The organism is uncultured Algibacter sp. (assembly GCF_947490405.1).
GTDB lineage: Bacteria > Bacteroidota > Bacteroidia > Flavobacteriales > Flavobacteriaceae > Algibacter_B.
This window is the reverse complement of sequence record NZ_CANLGU010000010.1, coordinates 1-26,634: the sequence shown is the minus strand read 5'-3', so window position 1 is coordinate 26,634 and position 26,634 is coordinate 1. Positions and strand designations below refer to the sequence as shown.

Below are 26,634 nucleotides of genomic sequence, written 5' to 3'. Positions count from 1 at the left end.
AACTTGAAAATTAGTTTTTATGACTGCCACACAAATCATTCTATTAATCGCTGCTTACTTTATTGTTTTAATATTAATTTCCTATTTCACAGGAAAAGAGGATAGCAATGATGCATTTTTTAAAGCTAATAAATCAGCACCCTGGTATTTAGTTGCTTTTGGAATGATTGGAGCATCACTTTCTGGAGTTACTTTTATTTCTGTTCCTGGTGCTGTTGAAACTAAGCAGTTTGGATATTTACAAGTTGTTTTTGGCTATTTTTTTGGTTATTTGGTAATCGCTTATGTGCTGCTCCCCATATACTACAAGCTAAATTTAACTTCTATTTACACATACTTAAAAGATAGATTTGGAAATGTAAGTTATAAAACTGGCTCTGTAGCTTTTCTTATTTCTAGAGTTATTGGTGCAGCTTTTAGATTGTTTTTAGTTGCTAAAGTTTTACAGTTATTAATTTTTGACCAATACGGTATTCCGTTTACAATTACAGTAATAATAACCATTGCGCTTATATGGTTATACACGTTTAAGGGTGGTATAAAAACCATCATTTTTACAGATACGCTGCAAACATTATTTATGTTAATTTCGGTTGTTGTTACTATTATATTTCTTGCTTCGGCTTTGGATTTAAACAGTATTTCTGAAATATATACCAATGTCAAAGAAAGCGCTTTGAGCAAAACATTCTTTTTTGAAGACATTAACGACGCTCAGTATTTTATTAAAAGTTTTTTAGCTGGAATGTTTATTACGATTACCATGACAGGTCTAGATCAAGATATGATGCAAAAAAACCTAACCTGCAAAAACCTAAAAGAAGCCCAGAAAAATATGGTATCATTCAGTGTGGTTTTAATTTTTGTAAACATTTTGTTTTTAGTCTTAGGATTAATGCTCACTCAATATGCCAACCAACATGGTATAACAGCTAAGAAAGATGATTTATTCCCAACTATAGCTATGTTACCAGAAATAGGCATTATAACGTCTGCTTTCTTTTTACTTGGGCTTATTGCGGCAGCTTATTCCAGTGCAGACTCTGCATTAACTTCACTTACCACATCATTTTGTATAGACATTATTGAATTAGACAAAAAACCAAAAGATTCGCAAAAAAGAATCAGAAAACAAACACATGTTTTTATTAGCATCCTATTAGTTATCGTTATTGTATTATTTGATGCTATTTTTAAAGACGTTTCTGTAATTTGGGAATTGTTTAAAGCTGCTGGATATACTTACGGACCATTGCTTGGTTTATTCGCATTAGGTATTTTTACTAAAGTGCAATTAAAAGATAGATATGTATGGATAATTGCCATAGTAGCACCAATTGTATCTTATTTTATTAATAAATATTCTGTTGATTTATTAAATGGCTACCAAATAGGTTTTGAAATTTTAATCATCAATGGTCTACTTACTTTCCTTGGTTTAGTATTGATTCGTAGAAAGCAAAACTAAAGTGCAAGCCACTTCAAATTCAATATTATTTTCTTTTAAAATATTATAAAATTCAGGGTTTTCGGTACCAGGATTAAAAATAACACGTTTAGGGTTTAAAGACACGACATAATCGTAGTAAGCCTGTTGCCTTTTGGGATTTAGATATAGCGTTACAGTATCAATACCATTGTAAGGCAATAATTCGGTATCCACCTCTACACCTGCTATTTCACCACGTCTCATTCCAAAAGCAACGACTTCAACTTCATTAGCAACCAAACGTTGTACAGCGTAGTTAGAATATCTATTTGGCTTTAATGATGCGCCTAAAACTAAAGTTTTTTTATTCATAATCAATTGCTTCTTAAATTATTATATGTTAAAATGATGTTAATCCTTATTAGATATAGTAACATAAATTCAAATTTTGCGTCTTCTTAATAATATCAATCAAAAAATCAAACCAAACAAATGAGAAAATTATTCTTATTGTGTGTCATTTTATTTTCTATTTCTTCGACATACGCATTAGATCCCGATCCCATATCTGATAAAACAGGTACTATTTCAGGTAAAGTATTAGACGCAACTTTAAAAGAACCCTTACCTTATGTAAACGTCATCATTAAAAATGCTGCTGGGGAAACAGTTACTGGCGGTATTACATTGGATGATGGATCATTTAATATAAACAAGGTTACTGAAGGAAAAGTTATTGTTAGCATCCAATATATTGGATACAAAACAGCCAATAGAGATGTAACCATAGGTAGAGGAAACTACAAAGTTAATCTGGGCAACATTTTACTTGAAGAAGAAGCCGAAGGTTTGGATGAAGTTACTATTGTTGCTGAAGTCTCTACCATTCAACAAAAAGTAGATAGAAAGGTTATTACAATTGGAAAAGATTTAACTACTGCTGGTGCTAGTGCCAGTGATATAATGAATAATATCCCATCTGTTAGTGTTGATCAACAAACTGGAAACATTAGCCTTCGTGGAAACGAAAATGTACGTGTTATGGTTGATGGTAAACTTAGTAATGTTCCTATCGCTCAACTGCTAAGACAAATACCTTCTACATCTATCAAACAAATAGAATTAATCACCAACCCATCAGCAAAATACAATCCTGAAGGAATGAGTGGGATTATAAACATAAAATTACATAAAAACACAAAAATTGGATTTAATGGTAATATAAATGTTGGTGTTACTAAAGAGATTTTTGCTAAGTTCAACAGTTCTATTGATATGAACTACAGAAATGGAAAGTTAAATTTTTATGGTAATTACGGTAATAATATAGGTAAATATGACAATTTTGGAAGTATTGATAGATTGGATGATAATTCGCGTCAGGACTTTGAATTTGGAAACGACAATACCTCTCATTTATATAAAGTAGGTGTAGATTTTTACATGAACGACAAGAATACTATTTCGTTTTTTACAAATCAAAACATTTTTAAAGGTAATGGCTTTGGTAACACACTAATTACTTACACCTCGCTTACTCAAAGTCAACTATTTGCTAATGATTCAGAAAACAGTTCTGGGCAATACAACCTAGCTTATAAGCACGAATTTACAGACGAAAATGAAACCTTAGATATAGAGATTGATTATAACGATTTTGAAAATCAAGAAATAGCTAATTTCGATTTTATTAATTTTAATTTCCCTCCTGATTTTATTGACAATGTTGACACACAACGCAATCAAACAACAGTAAATATTGATTATGTTAAACCTTTAAATGAAAAAACAAAAATTGAAGCAGGGTTACAAGCTTTATTATTTAGTTCTGATATTGATTACATGTCAACAGGACAAACATTTTCTAGCACTGGTAACGTAATACCAACTCCAAGCACAGATTTTGACTATAACAGAGATATTTATTCAGCTTATTTTACTTTTGGAAAAACCCTTGAAAAATGGAATTACCAAATTGGAGTTCGAGCAGAACAAGTTAATGTTACTGCCGATGCCTTAAGAATTTTTGATGACAGTAGTACAGAGTTACTCCCTTTTGAAAATAATTACTTTCAAGTATATCCATCTGCATTTTTAACGTATAATCCTTCTGAAAAAAACTCGTATCAATTAAGTTTTAGCAGGCGTGTAGACCGCCCTGGCTTACAGCAAGTAAACCCAATTAGAGAATGGAGCACACCCCGTGTATCATCTTTCGGGAATTCTGAATTACAGCCTCAGTTTACAAACTCTATTGAAACGAATTACACGAGACAATTAAAAAGTGGAAGTGTTACCGCAGGTCTATTTTATAGAATTATTGAAGATAACATCAATAGATTTGTATCGATAGACAGAACAGATGTTACATCTGGAAATGCTATTTTATCTTTTGATAATTTTGATAACACTTCTGCCTTTGGAATTGAATTATCCACTAATTATAGGCCTACAAAATGGTGGAGTTTAAACGCTAGTTTTGATTTATACTCACAAACCCAAAGAGGTATCACAGAAATTGTAGATAACCCAGATATACAAAATGCGACTATAGATGATATTGTTAGTGTTGAAACAGAAGTTGAAAATGTTATTTGGAACCTACGAGCTTTCAATAACTTTAAAGCATCAAAAAAACTAAGTTTCTCAATATTTGCCATGTATCGTGGTGAAGAAAAAGGGATTCAATTTACAAGAAAACCCATGTTTATGCTAAATACAGGGATGCGCTATAATTTCTTAGAAGATAATAGAGCTACTTTTAGTTTTAATTATAGCGATATTTTAAATACTATGATGTTCGAATTTGAAGGCTCAACACCATTCCCTTCTGTTGGTGGGTTTAATTGGGAAAGTAATACATGGAATATTGCACTTTCTTATAGATTTGGCGGTGGTAAATATAGTGCCTTACGCCGTAAAAACAGAGATAACAACACCAAATCTAGTGGTGGTGGTTTTATATAGAACATTTGATAGCCTGCATAATATTTGATGGTTAGTGTTATTGTAGGGTTATTAAATAAGAACCCTCTAAACTTAAGTTTAGAGGGTTTGTTTTTATCAATATGTTAAAAAAAATGTTAAATTTTGAGAATTAACACAATAGAGCACAATAATACACGTTTACTTAATATACAATCTAACCAAGAGCGAATCATAATTATTTAGAGTTAGTCGTCTACAAAAATATTTTCGTAAAAAAAGATTTGTATAATTAAAAACTCGAAACATGTTTCGAGTTTTTTGTTAATCGTTAAATAAGAGTTAAATACATATAATTTTTGAAATTTTATTAGACTTATTACGTCTAATATTTTAAGATTCTTCACATAGTGTTAGTTGAAGTTGATTAATAGCTAGAAAAGCCCGAAACTTTTAAGTTTCGGGCTTTTTGTTTTTATGTTTCCATATACTTTCCAGGTATGTAATGTGTTAAGGTTTTACCATACCATAATCGATTACTGCGTTAGGGATAGAAGCGGCATCCTTTTTAAAGGATACAAACTATATTTTAGTTGTAAACTATGTTTAACAGATTGTTAGAGAAGATTCTAAATTATCTATTGCGCTTTAAAAAGATATAGCGTATAGCCCGACCTTCATGGTAACGCCAAAATTGTTTTAAGACCATTTTATTATGGCACTTGCCCATGTAAATCCACTACCAAAAGCTGCCAAAACTACGTTATCTCCAGATTTGATTTTACCCTCTTCCCAGGCTTCGGTAAGCGCTATAATAACCGAAGCGGCAGTTGTGTTACCATACTTCATGATGTTATTAAATACTTGATCGTCTCGAAGTCCAAATTTTTTCTGGATAAATTGTGCGATTCTCAGGTTTGCTTGGTGTGGAATTAACATATCGATTTGCTCTTTTTGAAGACCATTTTTTATTAATCCTTCCATGATAACTTCACTAAAACGCACTACGGCGTGCTTAAAAACAAAAGTACCATCCATATAAGGAAAATATGATAAATCTTCCTCTTGTGAAGCCATAATTTCAGGCACCCAATGTGCAATACTGGGGCCCTCAACAATTAACTTATCTGCATATTTGCCCTCACTATGTAAGTGTGTAGATAAAATACCTTTTGAGTTATCTTCTTCTCTAGACAATATGCAGGCTCCTGCTCCATCGCCAAAAATAACAGTTACGCCACGGCCTCTTGTAGATTTATCTAGCCCGTTGCTATGATATTCTGCGCCAATAACTAGTATATTTTTATACATTCCAGTTTTTATAAATTGATCTGCAACTGATAGTGCATATACAAATCCTGAACATTGGTTTCTCACATCTAATGCTCCAACAGTTGGCATATCCAAGATATCTTGGATTTGTACACCACAGCCAGGGAAGTAATAGTCTGGACTTAAGGTTGCGAATACTATAAAATCTATATCATCTTTAGACAACCCTGAACGCTCAATAGCAATTCTCGCAGCTTTAGCACCCATAACCGCCGATGTATCATCTGACCCTTCAGGAATCCATCGTCGTTCTTTTATGCCAGTACGCTCTTGAATCCACTCATCACTAGTATCCATCATTTTAGATAAATCATGATTGGTTACTACATTTTCTGGCACATATTTTCCTAAACCTATAATTTTTGAGTTGTACATATTTCCAATATTAATTAGAATAACCAAAATACAAAATTAATCGAATCTAATTCCATACAAACTACAAATTCCAAATAGCAAATCTGACTGGTTCAAGTTTTGAAATTCATTTTTCTAATAGAAAAGTTGTGTCAGTTTGTCATATTTAATCAATTGGCATTTTTGTTGTCTGATAAACCAAAGTAAGTTAGAATGAAATTAATCTTATTTCCTCCTTGTAGGGAATGACAAATAAATTATGTATCATGACAAAAGGAAACATTAATGTATCGGTAGAAAACATCTTCCCCCTCATTAAAAAATTCTTGTATAGCGACCACGAAATATTTTTACGTGAGTTAATTAGTAATGCAACCGATGCCACTTTAAAATTAAAACATTTAACAAATGTTGGTGATGCTAAAGTTGAGTATGGCAACCCACAAATTGAGGTTAAAATTGATAAAGATGGAAAGAAGCTTCATATCTCTGACCAAGGTTTGGGTATGACAGCTGATGAAGTAGAAAAATACATCAATCAAGTGGCATTTTCTGGAGCTGAAGAGTTTTTAGATAAGTACAAAGATTCTGCTAAAGATTCAGGAATTATTGGCCATTTTGGTCTTGGTTTTTACTCAGCATTTATGGTTGCTGATAAGGTTGAAATAATCACAAAATCCTTTAAAGATGAACCTGCTGCACATTGGGCATGTGATGGTTCTCCTGAATTTACTTTAGAGGCTTCTGATAAAACAGAAAGAGGCACAGAAATTATTCTTCATATTGCTGAAGATTCTACTGAATTTCTTGAAGAATCTCGTATACATGAGTTATTAAACAAGTATAACAAGTTTATGCCTATTCCAATTAAATTTGGAACTAAGGAAGTTAACGACCCAACCCACGAACCAAAAACTACAAAAGATAAAGACGGTAAAGAAACTACTGAACCTCACAGACAGATTACTGTTGATAATATTATTAATAATCCTAATCCAGCATGGACAAAACAACCTGCAGATTTAAAAGATGAAGATTATAGTGGGTTTTACAGAGAATTATACCCAATGCAGTTTGAAGAACCATTATTCAACATTCATTTAAATGTAGATTATCCGTTCAACTTAACTGGGATTTTATATTTCCCAAAGATGTCAAACGATATGCAAATGCAGAAGGATAAAATCCAATTATACCAAAACCAAGTTTTTGTAACAGATAATGTTGAGGGTATTGTTCCTGAATTCTTGACCATGCTTCGTGGGGTTATAGATTCACCAGATATACCATTAAACGTATCACGTTCTTATTTGCAAGCTGATGGTGCAGTTAAAAAGATTTCATCTTACATTACCAGAAAAGTTGCTGATAAATTAAAATCATTATTTAACAATAACCGTGAAGATTTTGAGGCGAAGTGGAATGACATCAAAATTGTAATTGAATACGGTATGCTTTCTGAAGAAAAATTCTTTGAAAAAGCTGATGCATTTGCTTTATACCCAACAGTTGATGGTAAATATTATACATACGAAGAGCTTTACAATAAAATTAAAGCTAAACAAACAGATAAAGATGATAAGCTAATTATTCTTTATGCTTCTGATAAAGATGCTCAACACAGCTATATTGAATCAGCCAAATCTAAAGATTACGAAGTTTTATTATTAGATTCTCCAATTGTTTCTCACTTAATACAGAAATTAGAAAGTACTAAAGAAAACATATCCTTCGCTCGTGTTGATGGTGATCATATAAATAATTTAATTAAGAAAGATGACAATACTATTTCTAAATTAGATGAAGATCAAACAAAAGCTTTAGATGAATTATTAAAAGAAGTAATTCCTTCTGAAAAATTCACAGTTCAACTTGAAGCTATGGACAGTAACGAATCACCATTCACGATTACACAACCAGAATTTATGCGCAGAATGAAAGAAATGCAAGCTACTGGTGGCGGTGGAATGAACATGTTTGGTAATATGCCAGAAATGTTCAATTTAGTTGTGAATACAAACTCTGAATTGGTTGGTGAAATTCTTGGCACTAAAACCAAGAAGAAACAAGAACGTTTAATTAATCAAAGTTTAGACTTAGCCAGATTATCTCAAGGCTTATTAAAAGGTGAAGAATTAACAAACTTTATTAAGCGTAGCTACGAGATGATAAAATAAGTTTAACACGCTGAAACTATTCGGCAAACTATTATATATCAAACCACTTTGTGAAAGCAAAGTGGTTTTTTGTTTTGACACTTCTTTAACAAAATCATTAGGTATATAGGATAATAACCCTTAAAACCTACAGATAACAAGACTTAAAGACTGGTTTTAAAAACAACTCAATAAAAAACAGTTGGTATTTAAATGAGATGATAAAAATCATAAAAAATGACTCCAATATTTTGGTCATTTGTATAAGCGAATTAATATTAAAAAATACATAATACATATCCAAATGTTACAAAATAGAAGAATATACTTGCCGCCATTAAGTCTTATTGGCCCGGGAGCACTAAATGATTTAGGAGAGGAACTTAAAACACTTCCATACAAAAAAGCACTTTTTGTTACTGATAAAGTTTTAGTACAACTTGGAGTTGCACAAAAAGTATTAGATGTTGTTGAAGCATCTAATATTCAGACCCTTCTCTTTGATGATGTTCAACCAAACCCAACTGTACAAAATGTTAATGATGGTTTAAAGTTATTACAAGAAAATAATTGTGATTTCATAGTCACATTAGGTGGAGGATCTCCACAAGATTGTGGTAAAGCCATTGGTATTCTTGCAACTAACGGTGGAGATATTGAAGATTATGAAGGCATACACTTGTCGCAACATGTATCATTACCCATTATTGCTATCAATACCACAGCAGGTACTGCAAGCGAAGTAACTATAAACTATGTTATTACAGATGAGAAGCGTCATATAAAAATGGTAATGGTAGATAAAAACTGTCTGGTATCTATTGCAGTTAACGACCCTAAATTAATGTTGGAAAAACCTTCAGCTTTAACTGCTGCAACAGGAATGGATGCACTAACACATGCTATAGAAACGTATGTTACAAAAGGAGCCTTTGATTGGTCTGATACTTTAGCACTGGAAGCTATTAAGCTTATTTCTCAAAGCCTAGAAAAAGCTGTTGTAAATGGCAAAGACCTTGAAGCAAGGAGTAAGATGGCTTGGGGTCAATTTATAGCTGGACAAGCATTTTCTAATGCAGGCTTAGGCTTTGTTCACTCTATGGCGCACCAATTAGGAGGTATGTACGATTTGCCACATGGTGTTGCCAATGCTGTATTATTGCCACACGTAGAACAATTTAATATCCCTGCATGTGCACGCAAACTAAAAAAGGTAGCAAGAGCAATGGGTGTTGGTGTTTTAGAAATGAGTGATACACAAGGTGCTAATGCTGCTATAGAAGCGATAAAAGCATTATCAAAATCTGTTGGTATTCCTTCTGGACTAAAAGAATTAGGCGTTAAAGAAGAAGATTTTGAAGAAATGGCTAAAAATGCTTTAGCTGATGTATGTACAGGAGGCAATCCAAGAGAAGTAACCTTAGAAGACACCATTGCAATTTATAAGGCAGCTATGTAAATATAATTTAATCAGTGATAATTAATTTTTAAGCTATGATACTTTATCAATTTATTAAAACCACTTTGCTTTTTCAAAGTGGTTTTTTGTTAATTTAAAATACCCAAAACTTTTATTACAAAAGTCAATAATAACTCTCGTAACTTTTATACTTTTGAATACAAAATCAAACTATGAGATATTTAACAATTTTTCTTGCGCTTATCGTTTTTTCCTCATGCTCTGAGGATGATAGTGTAAAAGACTACAGAGAAGAAAATGATCTAGAAATTCTTCAATACCTTTCTGAAAATAACCTAACAGCTGAAAAAAGCAGTTCTGGATTATATTACATTATTGATAATCCTGGAACTGGAGAAGTACCAGTAACAAATGATCGTGTAAAAGTAGTTTACAAGGGATACTTTACAGATGGAACTACTTTTGATGAAAGTTCTGAAGAAGGTGTTTCCTTTACTCTACAAAATTTAATTACCGGATGGATGGAAGGTATTACGTATTTTAAAGAAGGTGGAAGTGGTAAACTATTTATTCCAGCGCACTTAGGATATGGTAGCAAAGACAGTGGAAATATTCCCGCTGGTTCAGTTCTTATATTTGATATAGAACTTGTTTATGTAAACTACGCTACTGAAAATGACGAGCAAATACAAAATTATTTGAGTGATAATGATATTATGGCTGAAAAAACTGAAACTGGGCTATATTATACAATAAATACTATTGGTACAGGTGAGCAACCCACATTAACCAATAATGTAACAGTCACTTATACAGGGTATCTTCTTGATGATCAGGTTTTTGATGAAAGTACTGATAATATAAATTTTGATTTAGGTACGTTGATTCCCGGGTTTGCTGAAGGCATGACATATTTAAACGAAGGTGGTAGTGGTACCTTTTTTATACCAGCACATTTAGCATATGGTAATAATGGCGCATTTAATATCCCTGGTGGTAGTGTATTAATTTTTAATGTGGAACTTATATCTATAAATTAAAAACATATTTTTAGCTTAAAAATAAAAACCACTTTGTGAAAACGAAGTGGTTTTTGTTTTTTAAAACTTGACTTTGTTGAAATTTTCTGCTAAATTAGTTTATAGTTTAATCTATGCAAAACCAATTAACTAAAAACCAGATAAATATGAAAGTTACAGTCGAAAAAAACGAAAAAGTTGCTAGCATGATATTTGGGTCTATTTACCCACATTACCTAAATAGATTAGAAAAAAATGGTAGAACAAAAGAAGAACTCAACCAAGTCATTAAATGGTTTACTGGTTTTGATGAAGATACCCTAGAATCACTTATTGATGAAAAAGTAACTTTTAGAACATTTTTTCAAAAAGCTAAAATAAATCCTAATGCACACTTAATTAAAGGTGTTGTTTGTGGTTATCGTATTGAAGAAATAGAAGATGAATTTGAATTATACAAACAATGTAGACGCATGGAAAAGCTAATTGATGAATTAGCAAAAGGTCGTAAAATGGAGAAAATTTTACGTAAAGAGAAAAAGTAGAAACTGTTTATAATATAGAAACAAATCAAAAACAAACCTAAAAATAACTTTAAGTGCAAAACACTAATAACAACCTCAACACCTTTAGGATCTTATACTTAGTAAAAGGGATTTTAACCTTGTGCTTTTCAATATTTTTCATCTTGTACGGATGTATGGGTTTCATTTTTGGAGCCATCGCTAAAAATCAAGACACACAAACTGATTTACCATTCAATTTTGGATGGATTTTTGTTATCATCGGTGGTATAGGCTTAATCTTTTGTATAACATTTGGAATACTTACACTCTTAGCTTCAAAATACCTTAAAGAAGTAAAAAACTATAACTTCATTTTTGCTATTGCTATATTAAACTGCCTTACAGGTGTTTTAGGTATTCTGCTGGGTGTTTTTACTTTAGTAGAGTTAACAAAACCTGAAGTAAAACAATTATTTATTAAAGTTTAGTTAAGATCATGAAGATCATCTCTACCAACTTAGCAAAACCAACTACAATTTTTTGGAACGGTAGTGAGGTTACAACTGGTATTTACAAAAAACCCGTTAACTTTCCTATTCTACTAGGCAACGAAGGTGTTCATGATGATGAAATTTCAGATAGAAATGTACATGGTGGCGAATTTAAAGCGTGTTATTTATTTTCGGCAGACCAATATAGGTATTGGAAGAATCTTTATCCAAATCTAGGTTGGCAATGGGGAATGTTTGGTGAAAACCTTACTGTCTCTGGACTAAACGAAAAAGAGATTCATATCGGAGATATTTATAAAATTGGTTCAATACGTGTTCAAATTACACAACCTAGAGAGCCTTGTTTTAAATTTGGTGTAAAATTCGGCACTCAAAATATTTTATCGAAGTTTATAAATCATGGATTCCCTGGAACCTATGTTCGTATTTTAAAAGAAGGCTATGTTAAAACTGGAGATAGTATAGAATTGGTAGAAAAAGCTAGAAATAGTTTAAGTACATGGCAGTTTTTTGATTTATTATTTAATAAAGAAAAAAACACAGAGCATATTAAATTAATATTAGATAATAATGCCATACCTAAACGAAAAAGAGACAAACTGAAACGCTTTTTAAAGTAGCTTTGAGCTCGTTATTATATCTTTGCCACAAACTTTTATAAATATTTTTTAGAGACTTTAGAATATGCAGACCACTTTAGGTTTAATTAAAAAATACAATACTTCGTTTTTATTTAATTAATATCTATTATTAGAAAAATTCTATATATAATTCTTCTAAATTTACAAGGACATTAATCGGATGTTTATTTTTTTTAATTTTAATAATAGTTATGAAGAGGTTTTTAAAAGAAATTATTTTTTTCACAATAATTCTTATTGTCTCTTATACTATAATTTATAATCTAACATCCTATTTTTTCTGCAAAACAGACACGAGTAATTCTATATACTTATATGGTGATTCTCAGATGTTCCAGGGAATTGATTTAAATTACTTAAAAGATAGAACTCAGGCCAATATTTATTCAGCGGCTAGACACGGAGCAGGAATATATGATTTTCTATTCTTCACAGAAAAAGTTCCAACCAATTCAAAAATCATTTTATCTATTTCTGAACATTCACAAATTAGACCTCCAAAAAACGAAGCGAATACATCCCCTATTCATTTAAAAAGCATGATTGAATTATACAATTTTAATTATTCAATTCATGGTTTTAAAAATATTTTATCTCGAGGAATAAAATTTCCTAATTCTTATTATTTCAAAACATCTCATAAGCTTTATCCAGTAGAAAATTCAATTAATTATCACACATCCCTTTCAAGTTTTTTTAATCGCTATTCTACAATCACTAAAGAGCGCTTATTAGATAAACAAGATATGTATCTTAAAGGCTTAGAAAAATTAATTAGTAAAAATTGTGACATTACTTTTATAGAATTCCCATATCATAAAGCCCTACAAAACATAGAAGAAAGAACTAGGTACAATAAATATTTCAATCTATTTAGGGATAATATTTTAAAAAAAAATTCAAATTTTGAAATGGACACTTTAAAATTAGAATCAAAAAAAAATATCATGTACGATTACACACATTTAAATGAGCTCGGAGCTCGCATTTTGACAAAAAAATTAATTAATAAAAGTTTAGAAAATAAATCGCAAAAAGTAATGCATCTAAAATTTACAAATTAATGGTATCAAATATATTTTTCATTTAAACAATAAAGAGCTAACTGAAATCTTTTTTAATATAGCTTTGAACCGGTTTATCATATCTTTGCGACAAACTCTTAAAGATGTCTTTTAAAGATTTAAAATTAAGCCGACCCATTTTACGTGCCGTTGCTGAGGCTGGATATGACAACCCAACCTTAGTTCAAGAAAAAACAATTCCGCATATCTTAGATAAAAAAGATGTTATTGTTTCCGCTCAAACTGGTACTGGTAAAACAGCAGCTTTTGCTCTTCCTCTATTGCAATTGTTATTAAATAAACAAGATGCCCCTAAAAAGGGCAAAACTATTAAAGCACTAGTAGTTAGCCCTACAAGAGAATTATCTATTCAAATTGAAGAGAATTTTAAAATCTATAACACTTATACCAACTTAAGAACCACGGTAATTTTTGGAGGAACTTCTATTAAACCCCAAAAAGATATTTTAAGAAAAGGCGTAGATATTTTAATTGCCACTCCTGGACGCTTGCTAGATTTACATAAACAAGATATTGTTAACCTTGATTATGTAGAAACCCTTGTTTTAGATGAAGCTGATTTGATGCTAGACATGGGGTTTATTGACGATGTTAGAAAGATTGAACGTTTGTGTACTAAAGATAAACAAGTGCTGTTGTTCTCTGCAACAATCCCTCATAAGGTTGAATATTTGGCAAATACTATTTTAAATACTCCTGAAAGAATCGAAATAGCTCAGAATTCCTCAACTTCTAAAGATGTAAAACAGCTACTCTACTACGTTCCTAAAAGAAATAAGATTGAACTATGCTTACATGTTTTACGAAATACAATTAAAGGTAATATCATCATTTTTAGACGTACAAAGTTTGGAGTAGATAAACTTGAAAAAACATTACTAAAGAATGGTTACAAAGTAGATAGTATTCACGGAGATAAAAGTCAGACGGCAAGACAAGACGCACTAAATAAATTTAAAAAAGGTGATATCAATATTTTAATAGCAACCGATGTTGCAGCACGTGGCATAGATATTAACGAATTAGATGCTGTAATTAATTTTGATTTACCTAACACCCCCGAAACTTATGTACATAGAATTGGCAGAACAGCGAGAGCAGGACACTCTGGCACTGCATATTCTTTTTGTTCAGCTGATGAAAAAAACTACATCAAATCCATTCAACAGTTAATTCAACTTCAAATTGATATTTTTGAAAATCATCCTTATCCCCTAGACCCAAAAGCCAAACCTATAGTTCACAAATCTAAAAAAACAGGTAGTAAACACCGAAAAGGCAGAAAAAGTCAAGCATCAAAAAAGAAAAAGAAACGCTGGTATTAATTAAAATTTTTAGACTTCAAATCTTTTATCAAAACGACTTTTAAGCAGCGGAATTTGAATGCACAACATAAGTCCAAAAAACAAAACAGCATAAGTAAATATTTTAGATACAGACAAACTTGGTAAAATATCTGTGTTAATATTTGATAAAATACTAAAATCAAAAGATTGCATCCATTTAGACGTTTTAGTTTCAGTTCCAAAAAACAAAAAATATAAAACTAAAGCTAAAACACTTATACCTATAAAAAACCACGAAGTTTTGGATATAAGTGGCTTGTAAACTATTGTTCTGATTTCGTTTAAAGCTCTAATCTCTAACATTACCTCATCAGAAAAATTGACAGAAGGGCTTTCAGTACCAGATTCTATTATAATTTTTCTAGATAAATCATCTAAAAACTTATTGTCTTGCTTTTCCATAATGCTCAATAATTTCTGGTTCTAATTGTGCCTTAATAATAGTTGCTAATTTTTTTCGGCTTCTAAATAACTTTACTTTTACATTATTAGGTGTTAATCCAACTACCTGTGAAATTTCATCCAAAGATTGTTCTTCAAAATAATATAAAGTTAGTATAAATGCATCATCACTTGGCAATTGTGTTATACATTTTTTAATAGCTTGATTATGTTCTTCAGTTTCTAATTTACTTAATGCATTATCAATAGTTTTAACCTCATGTGCCGTAAATTCGTCTATTGCTACATCATTTATATACTTTTTATTCTTTTTTATTCTATCTAAACACGTATTGTAAGCAACCTTATAAATCCATGTTGAAAATTTAGAGTCACCTTTAAACCGGCTTAACGACTTATATACTTTTATAAATGTGTCTTGCGCTACTTCTTCTGCTTCTTCTCTGTTTTTCAACATTCTTAATGACAAGGTATACACCAAATCCTTGTAGCGGTTAACCAACACAGCAAATGCCCTGGAGTCACCATTTAGAATAAGGTTAATATAATGTTGGTCTTTGATGGTCATTTTGAAAATAAGACGACCATTACACATATAAGGTTACAAATAAGTAAAAAAATTTTAGCTAAATCTGTAACCTAACACAAAAGTGTATCGTCATAAGCTACAAACACATTAAAATAATCAATTAAAAACGAACTATTATGGGATCAGAATTAATTATTATACCAATTATATTTGGTGCAATTTTCGGAGTATTTTATTTATATTTTTCTACCAGAAACAAAGAGCGCTTAGCACTAATAGAAAAAGGAGCAGATGCTAGTATTTTTGTTAAAGGAAAAGGACACACCGCACCAATATGGAAAGTACTTATATTAAATCTAGCATTACTATTAATGGGAATTGGTATTGGCGTATTTATAGCTTCAGTAATAGACCATTACACGACACTTGATGAAGAAGCAATTTATCCTGGAACCATATTCTTACTATCTGGTATAGGCTTATTCTTAGGGTTTAAAATGACCAAAGACCTAGATAAGGAATAAACTACTTGTATGAAATTAACTAAACTATCCAAACCGCTTTCATTTGATGGCGGTTTTTTATTTTACAACAAAATCAAAATAGGTTTTAGGAAAAGGCTCTCCCCTTAAAGTAAAATGCCACCACTCTTTAGAGTAATTTCTAAAACCGAATTTTAGCATAAACGTTTGGAGTAATTGCCTATTATATTTTTGTATACTAGAAAGGTTGTCGTGATTAACCCAAGATTCTTTTCCAAAAAAATCATAAGCACTTCCCATATCTAAAGGGATGCCTGTATTTCCATCGATAATAGTTAAATCAACAGTGCTACCGCGGCTATGTCCAGATCTGGAGGCTATATACTCTTCTTTAAAAAGGTTTCTTTTTTTTACATTAGGATAAAACTTGTGCTTATTTATTGTATCATTTAAATCTTTTGCCCATGTTATAAAATGATTTACTGCGCGTTGCGGTCTATAACCATCATAAACTTTTAAGCATAGGTTTTGTTCTTGTAAGGCCTCATGAACATATTTAAGAGCTTCAGCTGTTTGCTGAGTCAAAATCAATTTGTTAGATTGATAGCCATCAATAGGTTTTCCTACAAAATTATTATTAGTAAAATAACGAAGCTCAACATCTAAATCAGGAATCACATCATGCACATACACAAAACCTTTTGGAGGTTGTGCATCTAAAATTATACAAACAAAAAAATATAGAAAAGTAAATATATACTTCATTTTGATATTGAATTATGCTAATTTAGAAAATAAAAGAATATGCTTTTTGAAAGTTCGATAAATTTAAATTTAAAAGATGGCGAAGTTACCTATTACCCAAAATTTTTCAATACTAATGAAGCTAATTTATACTTAGACATACTATCGAAAAAATTAGACTGGAAACAAGATGATATTACCATTTTCGGAAAAACATATTTGCAACCACGACTAACCGCGTTTTATGCTGAAAACTTAAACACTTATAAGTATAGTAATATTACTATGAAACCCCATAGTTTTAAAGACGAATTATTAGAAATTAAAGAAAAGATTGAAACTAAACTGCGAATTAAATTTACGAGTTGTTTAGCCAACTTATATCGAGATGGTAAAGACAGTAATGGTTGGCATGCTGATGATGAAAAAGAACTTGGTAAAAACCCCACAATTGCATCTGTTTCATTTGGAGTAGAACGGATTTTTCATTTTAAACATAAAAAAAATTCAGCACTAAAATCTAAATTGGTTTTAGAACACGGTAGCCTTTTATTAATGCAAGGCGCAACCCAACATAATTGGCTACATCAAATACCTAAAACTAAAAAACAAATAGGAAAACGAATTAATTTAACATTTAGAATTATTGCATAAAAAAACCGAGTTCCCTCAAACTCGGTTTTTTCTCAATTTGCTTTTTTTATTATGATGCTAGATTTGGGGTTTCCGTTTTTAACAACATAATGCAAATATTAATTAATTAATCCATTGAACTAAAAAGTGTGTTATTTAGTACACTCCAAATATATAATTATGAAATGTATTCAAACGACTAAATACATTTAAAATCGATGAAATACTTTAAATTTTAACATTTAAAGACAAAATAATCGATATTATCGACGAAACGCATGATTTAGTTTAATTAAAAAAGTTAATTCTGCAGCAAATTACTTCAAGATAAAAATAGAAAAATAAAAAAAGCACCCTAAAATTAGGATGCTTTTTTACTAACTAACCAACCAAAATATGAGTTACAATTCTAAGTTTAAAGTAACCACTCAATAAACTATTTGTTCAAATTGTAATCATCAATTATAAATCAATTACTGTGCCAAAATAAGAATAGTGCTCTTTTTTGTTTTAGTATATTAGATATTTTAAACAAGATAAATATGAAACCACTTTTCACTGACGACACTATAGTTTTTGGTTTATTAATGCTTGCCTTAGGTTTTATATTTTATACAGAAACTCTCAAGGGTGGATTTTGGGAAAAATTTTATAAAATAGTACCAGGTATATTTTTAGCCTATATGTTACCTGCTATTTTTACAACTTCTGGTTTAATAGCTCCAGATTGGACTGGTATTGACAATAAAGGTAATACCATTAAACATACATCTCAATTATATTATGTAGCAAGTAGGTATTTACTCCCAGCTGCTCTGGTTTTAATGACTTTAAGTATCGATTTAAAAGGCGTATTTAACTTAGGTTGGAAAGCATTGATCATGTTTTTTACCGGAACAATAGGAATTGTTATCGGTGGACCAATCGCTATTTTATTAATTTCAACAGTATCTCCTGAAACTGTTGGAGGTGTTGGACCTGATGCAGTATGGAGAGGTTTATCAACATTAGCAGGTAGTTGGATTGGTGGTGGTGCTAATCAAACAGCTATGTTAGAAATTTATGGCTATAATCAAAAATTATATGGAGGTATGGTTTTCGTTGATATTGTTGTAGCTAACGTTTGGATGGCTTTGTTACTTATAGGAATTGGTAAAAGAAAACGAATTAATAATTGGTTAAAAGCAGACACCTCTTCTATAGAAGAACTAAAGGAAAAAGTATCTTCTTTCTCTGAAAAGGTAAAGCGTAATCCATCATTATCAGATATTGTCATCATTACTGCACTTGCGTTCGGCACTGTAAGTTTTGCGCACTTAGGAGCTGGTTTTATGGCACCTGTTTTTGAAAACTTAGTTGCTAGTTTTGAATCTACTACTTGGAAAAATATTTTTACATTTTTAGAATCTAAATTCTTCTGGATGATTAGTATTTCTACACTTATTGCTGTCTTTTTATCATTTACAAAAGCAAAGAATTATGAAGGTGCAGGCGCTAGTAAATTTGGTAGCCTTTTTATTTATATACTAGTAGCGACTATAGGTATGAAAATGGATTTAACTTTAATCTTTGATAATTTAGGGCTCATTGGTATTGGTGTAGTTTGGATGAGCATTCACGCTGGACTACTAATTTTAGTAGCCAAAATTATAAAAGCTCCTTATTTCTTTTTAGCAGTGGGTAGTCAAGCTAATGTTGGTGGAGCAGCGTCGGCTCCTGTAGTAGCATCAGCTTTTCATCCTTCTTTAGCAACGGTTGGCGTACTTTTAGCTGTCTTTGGTTATGCCGTTGGAACTATCGCTGCAATTGCTTGTACAATTTTAATGGAATTGGCATCGGTTAGCTAGTTTATAAAAAATAATTATAAGATATTTGTTACTCAATATCATATTTTAAAAATGAAAAAAAATCTTCTTTTAGTAATTATTCTAATTATCACAGCTTGTAATAAAAAAGAAGCTGACTTAACTGTAAAAGTAAATATTGAAGGCTTAAAAAAAGGAACTCTATTTCTTAAAAAAATTGAAGACACCACATTAGTATCTGTAGACTCTGTAACCGTTAATGGAGTTTCTCAAGTTGAATTATATAGTGATTTAGACTCACCTGAAGTATTCTATTTATATCTTGATAAGAATAGTGCTGAAAAAGATCGAATTACTTTTTTTGCAGACAAAGGGGTTACTGAAATAAATACAGTTTTAAAAAACTTTTCGTTTGAGGCACAAATTAAAGGCTCTAAACAACAAAAGGTTTTAGAAGAATATAGAAAGGTTATTTCTAAAATTAATAATAGAAGTTTAGATTTAATTAAAGATCAATTTGAAGCTCAGAAAAACGGAGATACAGTAATATTTGATTCGTTAGTTAAACAAAAAAACAACACATTAAAACGTAAATATTTATATACTGTTAATTTTGCATTAAATAATAAAGATAGTGAAGTTGCTCCTTATTTAGCACTTTCCGAAATTTACGATGCTAGAATAGATTTATTAGACACTATTAATAACTCTTTAACTCCTAATGTGAAAAACTCCAAATACGGAAAACAACTTGAACGCTTCATACAGAACGTAAGGCAAAAAGAGAACCAATAAATATAAATAGAGTACCTTGTTACAAAACAAAAAGCCTTTCCGTTTGGAAAGGCTTTTATTTTTTGAGCCGATGGAGGGACTCGAACCCACGACCTGCTGATTACAAATCAGCTGCTCTAGCCAGCTGAGCTACATCGGCGTTTTATGGGTGCAAATATAATTGCAAAAATAAGATTTGCAAATACCTCCTTAGTTTTTTTTATCCAAGCTTATTAATTTTTTCTATCAAAGCTTTACCCCTATCTTCAAGCTCTTTATTAATGGCTTTAAAATGTGCTTTTACATTCTCTACATCCCTAGTGTTTACTTTGGCAATCAATTCATCAAAGGTTTCAATAGCTTCGTCAATAATAGCTTCACTTTTTTTTGTATCCTTGTCTGTATTCTCATATTCCCAAACATAAACAGCCTCAATTATATCTCCTAAAACGTAATTTATATCTTTTTTTAAATCTCTTACACTACTCATTTCTTTAAGTTTAATTTTTACTAAAAATAATTAATAATTTTACACGAATATTCTTATATCTCAATGATTAATAAACTACTTATTAACATTCAAATACTACACATGTACTTCTAAAAACTTAGCGTTTTTTGATGTTATTTGGTAGTCTACAGCATCAGCTGGCATCAATATAGTTTCACCTACTTTTATACTCTCTGTATGTTTACCATAAGTTATAGTTGCATCACCACCAACACACATATAAATAAAGAAAGAGTCTTTGCTGTTTTTCTTACTTAAAACACCATTTACTTCTAAATAGTTTGTGGTGAAATATGGACAGGTTACCATTTCATTTGATTTGTTTTCTGTTTTAGAATACGATACTCTAAAATTATCAGGCATATTAAAATCTATAGCATCTATAGCTAAATCATTATGTAATTCTCTTTCATTTCCTTCATCATCTACTCTATCCCAATCATAAACACGATAGGTTACATCACTAGTTTGTTGTATTTCTGCAAGCATTACACCAGCTCCAATAGCATGAACCCTTCCTACTTCAATAAAATAGGTATCACCTTGTTTAACCTTATCAAAATTTAAAATCTCTGTTAAAGTTTTATTTTCAAGGTGCTCTAAATATTTTTCTGGCGTAACTTTTTGGTTAAAACCAACTATTAAATTTGCGTCTTCATCTGCTTGCATAACATACCACATCTCGGTTTTACCGAAAGAATTATGTCTTTCTGCTGCTAATGTATCATTTGGATGTAATTGAATGGATAAATCTTCGCGAGCATCAATAAACTTAATGAGCAAAGGAAATTTATCTTCAAAAATTCTATAATTTTGTTGACCAATTAAGTCTGGTCCTAAAATTTTTAATAATTCTTTTAAAGATTTTCCTTTATAATAACCATTGGATACTATTGATGTATCTCCTTCAACATCACTAATTTCCCAACTTTCTCCTAAATTTGGCAAATCTGACTGTTTGTTTAGGGTTGTTTTTAACTTCTTACCTCCCCATATTTTATCTTTTAAAATGGGTGTAAACTTTATTGGATATAGTTCTTTATTCATAGTTATCGCCCTGAGTAAGACACAAAATTACGTGGTGTTTCATATAGTGTTATTTCTAGTTCTAAATTAGAGTCTAACTTAGATTTCATTTTATTATAAATAACTACCGCTATATTCTCAGCAGTTGGGTTTAAGTCGGTAAATTCAGGAACTTCTAAATTTAAATTTTTATGATCAAAAGCATCTTCAACTTCGCTTTTAATAATATCTTTTAAAACTTTCATATCTATAACATAACCTGTTTCTTTATCTATATCTCCAGTGACACTAGCAATGAGTTCATAATTATGTCCATGAAAATTAGGGTTGTTACATTTACCAAATATGTCTTCATTTTTTTCAAAATTCCAATCTTTTCTATACAACCTATGTGCTGCATTAAAATGTGCTTTTCTGCTAACTGTTACTTTCATTAGGATGTAATGTTTATATATTCGTAGAATTTATCAAAAATAACCTTAAACCATTCTGTGTATAGATCTGGATGTAGAGAAATATCAACTTTAATATCTTGTAAAGGCATCCATTTCCAATTGGCTACTTCATCTATATTAATAATAGGTTCACTATTATACTTACCCAATAAGACATGATCGTATTCATGTTCAGTTAAACCATTATCAAAAGGTGCCTTGTAAATAAATGAAATAGATTCTTTTAAATCTACTACAAAGCCCATTTCTTCCATTAAACGCCTTTTGCCAGCTTCGATATTAGTTTCTCCGTCACGTTGGTGACTACAACATGTATTAGTCCAAAGTCCAGGTGAATGATATTTACCCAGTGCCCTTTGTTGTAGCATCAACTCATTTGCATCATTAAAAATAAATACAGAAAATGCACGATGCAACAATGCTTTTTCATGTGCTTCCATTTTGGGCATCAACCCAATTTGTTCATCTTGTTCGTTAACAAGAATTACTTTTTCTTCTTCCATAGATTAACAAAAGTACGAACAAAATTAGAACTTGTTAAATCTCCTTTTAAATAAAAAAGCACCTAAATTAAATTTAGATGCCTTTTAAGTTGATGGTTAGATATTAATTAGTTTGCGACTACAATAAACTCGCTACGCCTATTGGCTTGATGCTCTTCTTTGGTACATTTAACACCATTTGAACATTTGTTTGTTAAACGGGTTTCTCCATAACCTTGTCCAGTTAATCTTCCTTCAGAAATACCGCCTTTTTCAATGATATATGCTCTTGTAGATTTATTTCTTCTATTGGATAATGCCCAATTATAAGCGTCTTTACCTCTAGAATCTGTATGAGAACGAACATCAATTTTAACACTAGGGTATTCTTTCATATAATTGATAACTTTTGTCAATTCAATTTCTGCATCTGGTCGAATAAAGGATTTATCATAATCAAAATAAATAGGATTCAAATTCAATAACAAAGCTAAATCTGTACCTATTTTGGCGGCTTGTGGTTCTAACTTTAATTCTAATTTTAAATCAGGTTTTTCACCCGCTTTTATTGAAAAATCTGTAAAATCATCTTTGTATTTATCTTTTTTAGCTTCTATTAAATAGGTTCTATCTTTGCATCCCAACTCAAAAACGAACTTCCCCTTATCATCACTTTTTAGTGATTGAAGTAAATTTCTGTTTGAATCATAGATAAATACATCTGCGTTTGCCAATATCTCTTGGGTTCGTTTGTTAATTATAGTTCCAGAAATATCTTTAGTACATGCTGGCACTACAAAACTGTATATATCATCATCTCCTTTCCCGCCTTCTCTATTTGATGTTATGTAGCCTTTACCAGAAGTTTCATTAATGATATAACCAAAATCATCCATAGGACTATTAATTGGTTTCCCTATATTATGCACCATGGTAGTAGATTCTTTGATTTTATCTACATCAACTTTAAAAACATCTAAACCTCCTAACCCAACATGGCCATCTGAAGAAAAATAAAGTGTGCCTTTATTACTTACAAAAGGAAAATTTTCTCTCCCTTCCGTATTTACTTTTGAACCTAAATTTACAGGTTCTCCATAAGTTCCATCTTCATTTACATCTACCACAAAAATATCTGAAGCACCTTGTGTCCCTGGCATATCTGAAGCAAAGTATAACTTTTTCTCATCGTTACTAAGTGCTGGGTGAGCCACATTATATTCATCGTTATTAAAGGGCATAGACTCTACATTAGTCCAAACACTATCTACTAAAGTAGCCTTATATATTTTTAAACCATGAATATTTTCGCTATTCTTTTTAAACTTTCCTTTGAAAAAATTATTCCTAGTGAAATAAGCTGTTTTTCCGTCTTTAGTGAAACTTGTTGAAGATTCATGATATTTTGTGTTTACATCACCTCTTAGCTCTTGTACACTTCCATCTTCGTTCAATTCAAATAAATCTAAAAATGGTTGTGCATTCCATTCGTATATGGCTTCATCTTGATCTCTAGATGATGCAAAAATTAAATGATCATTATATGTTGATGTTCCAAAATCTGAAAAAGTTGTATTGATATCTAAATTCAGTAATTCAAAATTCTTTGACATCTCTTCTATAGCTACAACATAATTTGGGTTACTTAAAAACCTTTTGACTCTTGAATCTTCAGGATTAATATTAACTAAAGTATTTAATATTTTATCTGATTCTTCATACTTTTCCTGGGCTCGTAACGATTGAGCATACCTAAATAAATTCTCTGGATCTATGGGATTATTCAAATCCATTAGTTTCTTGTACCAAACTGAAGCTTCTTTCATTTCATTATTAAAATAAAAGGCATTGGCCAATTTCTCTATCACTTCTGAAGAAGGGTTTTCTTTATTAGCTAATTCTAAAAGTTGATTTCTTGATTCTACATAAGATAAGTTTTCATACTTTTTTATAGCACTATAAGCTTTCCTTTTTTGTGCAAAAGAGCTATTAAAAACTAAAACACTTAATATAGATAGTATATATATTCTTTTTTTCATGTCTATAATCTTTTAGAAGAATCTTGGTGATAAAATTTTACCTATTTGCTGTAACTCAAAACGCAACATTATTTCGTGTGTTCCACTATTAAAGTTATTGAGTGCAGTTGTTGTAGCATCATAAGCATATCCAACAAATAGTCCTGGGCTAACTTGAAAACCAGCTAGACCACTTACAGAATCATCCCACCTGTAGGCTAATCCTAGAGTGAATTTTTCATTAAACAATGCATTAAGTGAGAGGTCAGCAATTAACGGTGCTCCTGAAACACCTTTAACCAAAAAGGCAGGTTTTAGTTTTGTTCTATCACTAACATCAAAAACATAGCCCCCTATTAAGAAATAATGTAAGCGTTCTGTTGCAATTGACTGTTGAACACCATTATCTTCATAATGTTCAGTTGAAAGTATATTTGGAATAGATGCTCCAAGGTACCATTTATCAGAATGAAGATAAAGTGCAGCCCCTAGCGTAGGTGACGTTATACTAAAATCATTTAGCCTAATATCACCTCCTGTTTGCTGATTTTCAGGACTTAAATTTACATCTAATGAATGTAAACCAGCTTTTAAACCAAAAGATAATTCCTTATCTCCAGTTTCATCAACAGGTATAGTATAAGATGCGTTTAAATCTATGTTAGTTTCTTTAGCTGGACCTAGTTGATCACTTACAATATTTAAACCTAAACCAATTCTTTCATTCCTCAATGGTGAGTGAATTCCAAAAGTTATCGTTTTTGGTGCTCCGTCTATTCCAACCCATTGTGTTCTATATAAAGCTGTAGCACTTAATACATCTCGTTGACCAGCATAACCGGCATTCACACTCATAGTGTTATACATATAGTGTGTGTATTGCGGATCTTGCTGTGCTTTAGTTTCTAAACTTAATAGTGCAGTAAACACTACTAAAATTAAACCTTTTATTAATGATGATTTCTGTATCATTTTTTTAATTTTTTTAGTCGTTTACTTTATTATCTGTTTATGTATAACCATCCTACTTTTGGTTTTGTACCATCTCCGAAGTCTAGAATATAATAATAGGTTCCTACTGGTAATTGCTCATCAACTTTTACAGTAGATCGTCCATTAGATGTTCCGTCCCAATCATTATTATAACCTCGCTTTTCATAAACCAAGTTACCCCAACGGTTATATATCTCTAATTTGTTATTAGGGAAATTATCAATACAATTAATAATTAATGTGTCATTCATTCCATCTCCATTAGGAGAAAATTCATTAAATATTAGTAAACAACCTAGTTCTGTTACTGTTGGATCATCAGACGTATTACCATCTAAATCTTCTCCATCATCACTTGTATCGGTAACAATACCTGACGATTTAGTTAACGCTGTGGCAACTACACTATTACTTACGCCACCCGCATTTATTGCTTCCTGAGTGATTGTAAAGCTTGCTATGTATTCAGCTGTTTCACCTACAAGGAGTGTTCCTTCAGGACTACCTAAATCAGATCCTATAAAATCAGGCTCTTCAGTTAGAGAAATGGCATTACCATTAGCATCAAGGAATGTATCAACTAATACTATGTTTGTTAAAACTATATCTCCAGTGTTTTCAATTTCTATGGTATAAACAATTCTATCTCCTAAGTCGGTTCCTTGCACATCAGCAGTTTTAGTAACTTCCATAATAGCCTGACATCCTGTAGTTATTGGATCACATGGATCATTTGGATCACTTTCTCCATCACTTGGATCCCCATCATTATTAGGATCTACTTCTTCTTGATCAGTTAAACCATCACCGTCACAATCTTGCCCTGAGGTAATTATTAAACTGATGTCAGAAACTATATAATCACATGGATCATTTGGATTCGTTGGTGCTTCTCCATCTGGTGGTGTTAATTCATCACCATTGGTTACACCATCACCATCACAATCGGCTGCTAAATATGCTGCGCCTAAGGCTAAAGTTACATCTGCTGATACAAAATCACATGGATCATTCGGATTCGTTGGTGCTTCTCCATCTGGTGGTGTTAATTCATC

The 26,634-nt window shown here is 31.1% G+C and carries 26 protein-coding genes and 1 tRNA gene; 14 read left to right on the top strand and 13 right to left on the bottom strand.

Annotated features, from left to right (window positions below; translation table 11 throughout):
- The first annotated feature begins 19 nt into the window (after positions 1-19).
- Complete coding sequence (locus tag Q0772_RS16025; protein ID WP_298346902.1) at positions 20-1,468, top strand: sodium:solute symporter; 1,449 nt, start codon at positions 20-22, stop codon at positions 1,466-1,468.
- On the opposite strand, the gene Q0772_RS16020 is transcribed toward Q0772_RS16025, so the two are convergent.
- On the bottom strand, positions 1,439-1,801 hold the full coding sequence (locus Q0772_RS16020) for a CoA-binding protein (RefSeq protein WP_298346900.1): 363 nt from the start codon (positions 1,799-1,801) through the stop codon (positions 1,439-1,441). The two genes, Q0772_RS16025 and Q0772_RS16020, sit on opposite strands and share 30 nt — an antisense overlap.
- 120 nt (positions 1,802-1,921) lie before the next feature.
- Between Q0772_RS16020 and Q0772_RS16015 the strand changes: the two genes are divergently transcribed.
- Positions 1,922-4,396: an outer membrane beta-barrel protein gene (locus tag Q0772_RS16015; RefSeq protein ID WP_298346897.1), complete on the top strand. Its 2,475-nt coding sequence runs from the start codon at positions 1,922-1,924 to the stop codon at positions 4,394-4,396.
- Between the two features lie 657 nt (positions 4,397-5,053).
- Here Q0772_RS16015 and Q0772_RS16010 read toward each other — a convergent pair.
- On the bottom strand, positions 5,054-6,061 hold the full coding sequence (locus Q0772_RS16010) for a beta-ketoacyl-ACP synthase III (RefSeq protein WP_298346892.1): 1,008 nt from the start codon (positions 6,059-6,061) through the stop codon (positions 5,054-5,056).
- Between the two features lie 245 nt (positions 6,062-6,306).
- Between Q0772_RS16010 and htpG the strand changes: the two genes are divergently transcribed.
- The 8 genes from htpG (at position 6,307) to Q0772_RS15965 (ending at position 14,704) form a co-directional block, all read left to right on the top strand.
- On the top strand, positions 6,307-8,217 hold the full coding sequence (gene htpG / locus Q0772_RS16005; RefSeq protein WP_298346889.1) for a molecular chaperone HtpG: 1,911 nt from the start codon (positions 6,307-6,309) through the stop codon (positions 8,215-8,217).
- Between the two features lie 283 nt (positions 8,218-8,500).
- Positions 8,501-9,655, top strand: a complete 1,155-nt coding sequence (locus Q0772_RS16000) for an iron-containing alcohol dehydrogenase (RefSeq protein ID WP_298346887.1) — start codon at positions 8,501-8,503, stop codon at positions 9,653-9,655.
- A gap of 173 nt (positions 9,656-9,828) precedes the next feature.
- Positions 9,829-10,656: an FKBP-type peptidyl-prolyl cis-trans isomerase gene (locus tag Q0772_RS16275; RefSeq protein ID WP_366105953.1), complete on the top strand. Its 828-nt coding sequence runs from the start codon at positions 9,829-9,831 to the stop codon at positions 10,654-10,656.
- A gap of 146 nt (positions 10,657-10,802) precedes the next feature.
- Positions 10,803-11,180: a DUF2200 domain-containing protein gene (locus Q0772_RS15985; protein WP_298346885.1), complete on the top strand. Its 378-nt coding sequence runs from the start codon at positions 10,803-10,805 to the stop codon at positions 11,178-11,180.
- A gap of 53 nt (positions 11,181-11,233) precedes the next feature.
- A complete protein-coding gene (locus Q0772_RS15980) occupies positions 11,234-11,629 on the top strand; it encodes a hypothetical protein (RefSeq protein WP_298346880.1) in 396 nt (131 codons plus the stop codon).
- Positions 11,630-11,637: 8 nt separating this feature from the next.
- Positions 11,638-12,273: an MOSC domain-containing protein gene (locus tag Q0772_RS15975; RefSeq protein WP_298346877.1), complete on the top strand. Its 636-nt coding sequence runs from the start codon at positions 11,638-11,640 to the stop codon at positions 12,271-12,273.
- Between the two features lie 212 nt (positions 12,274-12,485).
- Entirely contained in the window at positions 12,486-13,358 is an 873-nt protein-coding gene (locus Q0772_RS15970; RefSeq protein WP_298346874.1) for a hypothetical protein, read from the top strand.
- Positions 13,359-13,462: 104 nt separating this feature from the next.
- Positions 13,463-14,704: a DEAD/DEAH box helicase gene (locus tag Q0772_RS15965; RefSeq protein ID WP_298346871.1), complete on the top strand. Its 1,242-nt coding sequence runs from the start codon at positions 13,463-13,465 to the stop codon at positions 14,702-14,704.
- A gap of 9 nt (positions 14,705-14,713) precedes the next feature.
- Here Q0772_RS15965 and Q0772_RS15960 read toward each other — a convergent pair whose 3' ends face one another.
- Positions 14,714-15,127, bottom strand: a complete 414-nt coding sequence (locus Q0772_RS15960) for a hypothetical protein (protein WP_298346868.1) — start codon at positions 15,125-15,127, stop codon at positions 14,714-14,716.
- Entirely contained in the window at positions 15,108-15,695 is a 588-nt protein-coding gene (locus Q0772_RS15955) for a sigma-70 family RNA polymerase sigma factor (protein ID WP_298346865.1), read from the bottom strand. The genes Q0772_RS15960 and Q0772_RS15955 overlap by 20 nt, the downstream gene beginning before the upstream one ends.
- A gap of 137 nt (positions 15,696-15,832) precedes the next feature.
- Between Q0772_RS15955 and Q0772_RS15950 the strand changes: the two genes are divergently transcribed.
- On the top strand, positions 15,833-16,180 hold the full coding sequence (locus Q0772_RS15950) for a DUF6249 domain-containing protein (protein WP_298346860.1): 348 nt from the start codon (positions 15,833-15,835) through the stop codon (positions 16,178-16,180).
- Positions 16,181-16,237: 57 nt separating this feature from the next.
- Here the strand turns inward: Q0772_RS15950 and Q0772_RS15945 are convergent, their stop codons facing one another.
- Complete coding sequence (locus tag Q0772_RS15945) at positions 16,238-16,903, bottom strand: M15 family metallopeptidase (protein WP_298346857.1); 666 nt, start codon at positions 16,901-16,903, stop codon at positions 16,238-16,240.
- A 39-nt stretch (positions 16,904-16,942) separates the two neighbouring features.
- Between Q0772_RS15945 and Q0772_RS15940 the strand changes: the two genes are divergently transcribed.
- The 3 genes from Q0772_RS15940 (at position 16,943) to Q0772_RS15930 (ending at position 20,115) form a co-directional block, all read left to right on the top strand.
- Positions 16,943-17,536 (top strand): alpha-ketoglutarate-dependent dioxygenase AlkB, encoded by a 594-nt coding sequence (locus Q0772_RS15940; RefSeq protein ID WP_298346854.1) that lies wholly within the window; start codon positions 16,943-16,945, stop codon positions 17,534-17,536.
- A gap of 521 nt (positions 17,537-18,057) precedes the next feature.
- Positions 18,058-19,362: a DUF819 family protein gene (locus Q0772_RS15935; RefSeq protein WP_298346851.1), complete on the top strand. Its 1,305-nt coding sequence runs from the start codon at positions 18,058-18,060 to the stop codon at positions 19,360-19,362.
- 51 nt (positions 19,363-19,413) lie between these two features.
- Positions 19,414-20,115 (top strand): DUF4369 domain-containing protein, encoded by a 702-nt coding sequence (locus Q0772_RS15930; protein ID WP_298346849.1) that lies wholly within the window; start codon positions 19,414-19,416, stop codon positions 20,113-20,115.
- A 65-nt stretch (positions 20,116-20,180) separates the two neighbouring features.
- On the opposite strand, the gene Q0772_RS15925 is transcribed toward Q0772_RS15930, so the two are convergent.
- The 8 genes from Q0772_RS15925 to Q0772_RS15890 form a co-directional block, all read right to left on the bottom strand.
- A tRNA-Thr gene (locus Q0772_RS15925) sits at positions 20,181-20,254 on the bottom strand.
- 60 nt (positions 20,255-20,314) lie between these two features.
- Positions 20,315-20,584 (bottom strand): hypothetical protein, encoded by a 270-nt coding sequence (locus Q0772_RS15920; RefSeq protein ID WP_298346847.1) that lies wholly within the window; start codon positions 20,582-20,584, stop codon positions 20,315-20,317.
- 96 nt (positions 20,585-20,680) lie between these two features.
- A complete protein-coding gene (locus tag Q0772_RS15915) occupies positions 20,681-21,652 on the bottom strand; it encodes a type I phosphomannose isomerase catalytic subunit (protein WP_298346844.1) in 972 nt (323 codons plus the stop codon).
- Positions 21,653-21,654: 2 nt separating this feature from the next.
- Positions 21,655-22,065, bottom strand: coding sequence for a 6-carboxytetrahydropterin synthase (locus Q0772_RS15910; protein WP_298346842.1), 411 nt, complete (start codon positions 22,063-22,065; stop codon positions 21,655-21,657).
- Positions 22,065-22,589, bottom strand: coding sequence for an isopentenyl-diphosphate Delta-isomerase (gene idi / locus Q0772_RS15905; protein WP_298346839.1), 525 nt, complete (start codon positions 22,587-22,589; stop codon positions 22,065-22,067). The genes Q0772_RS15910 and idi overlap by 1 nt, the downstream gene beginning before the upstream one ends.
- Before the next feature lie 107 nt (positions 22,590-22,696).
- Positions 22,697-24,607 carry an OmpA family protein gene (locus Q0772_RS15900; protein ID WP_298346836.1) on the bottom strand — a complete coding sequence of 637 codons (1,911 nt, stop codon included), beginning with the start codon at positions 24,605-24,607 and terminating at the stop codon, positions 22,697-22,699.
- Positions 24,608-24,619: 12 nt separating this feature from the next.
- Positions 24,620-25,558: a type IX secretion system membrane protein PorP/SprF gene (locus Q0772_RS15895; protein WP_298346833.1), complete on the bottom strand. Its 939-nt coding sequence runs from the start codon at positions 25,556-25,558 to the stop codon at positions 24,620-24,622.
- A gap of 29 nt (positions 25,559-25,587) precedes the next feature.
- A partial coding sequence (locus Q0772_RS15890) for a gliding motility-associated C-terminal domain-containing protein (RefSeq protein ID WP_298346830.1) occupies positions 25,588-26,634 on the bottom strand: 1,047 nt, incomplete at its 5' end.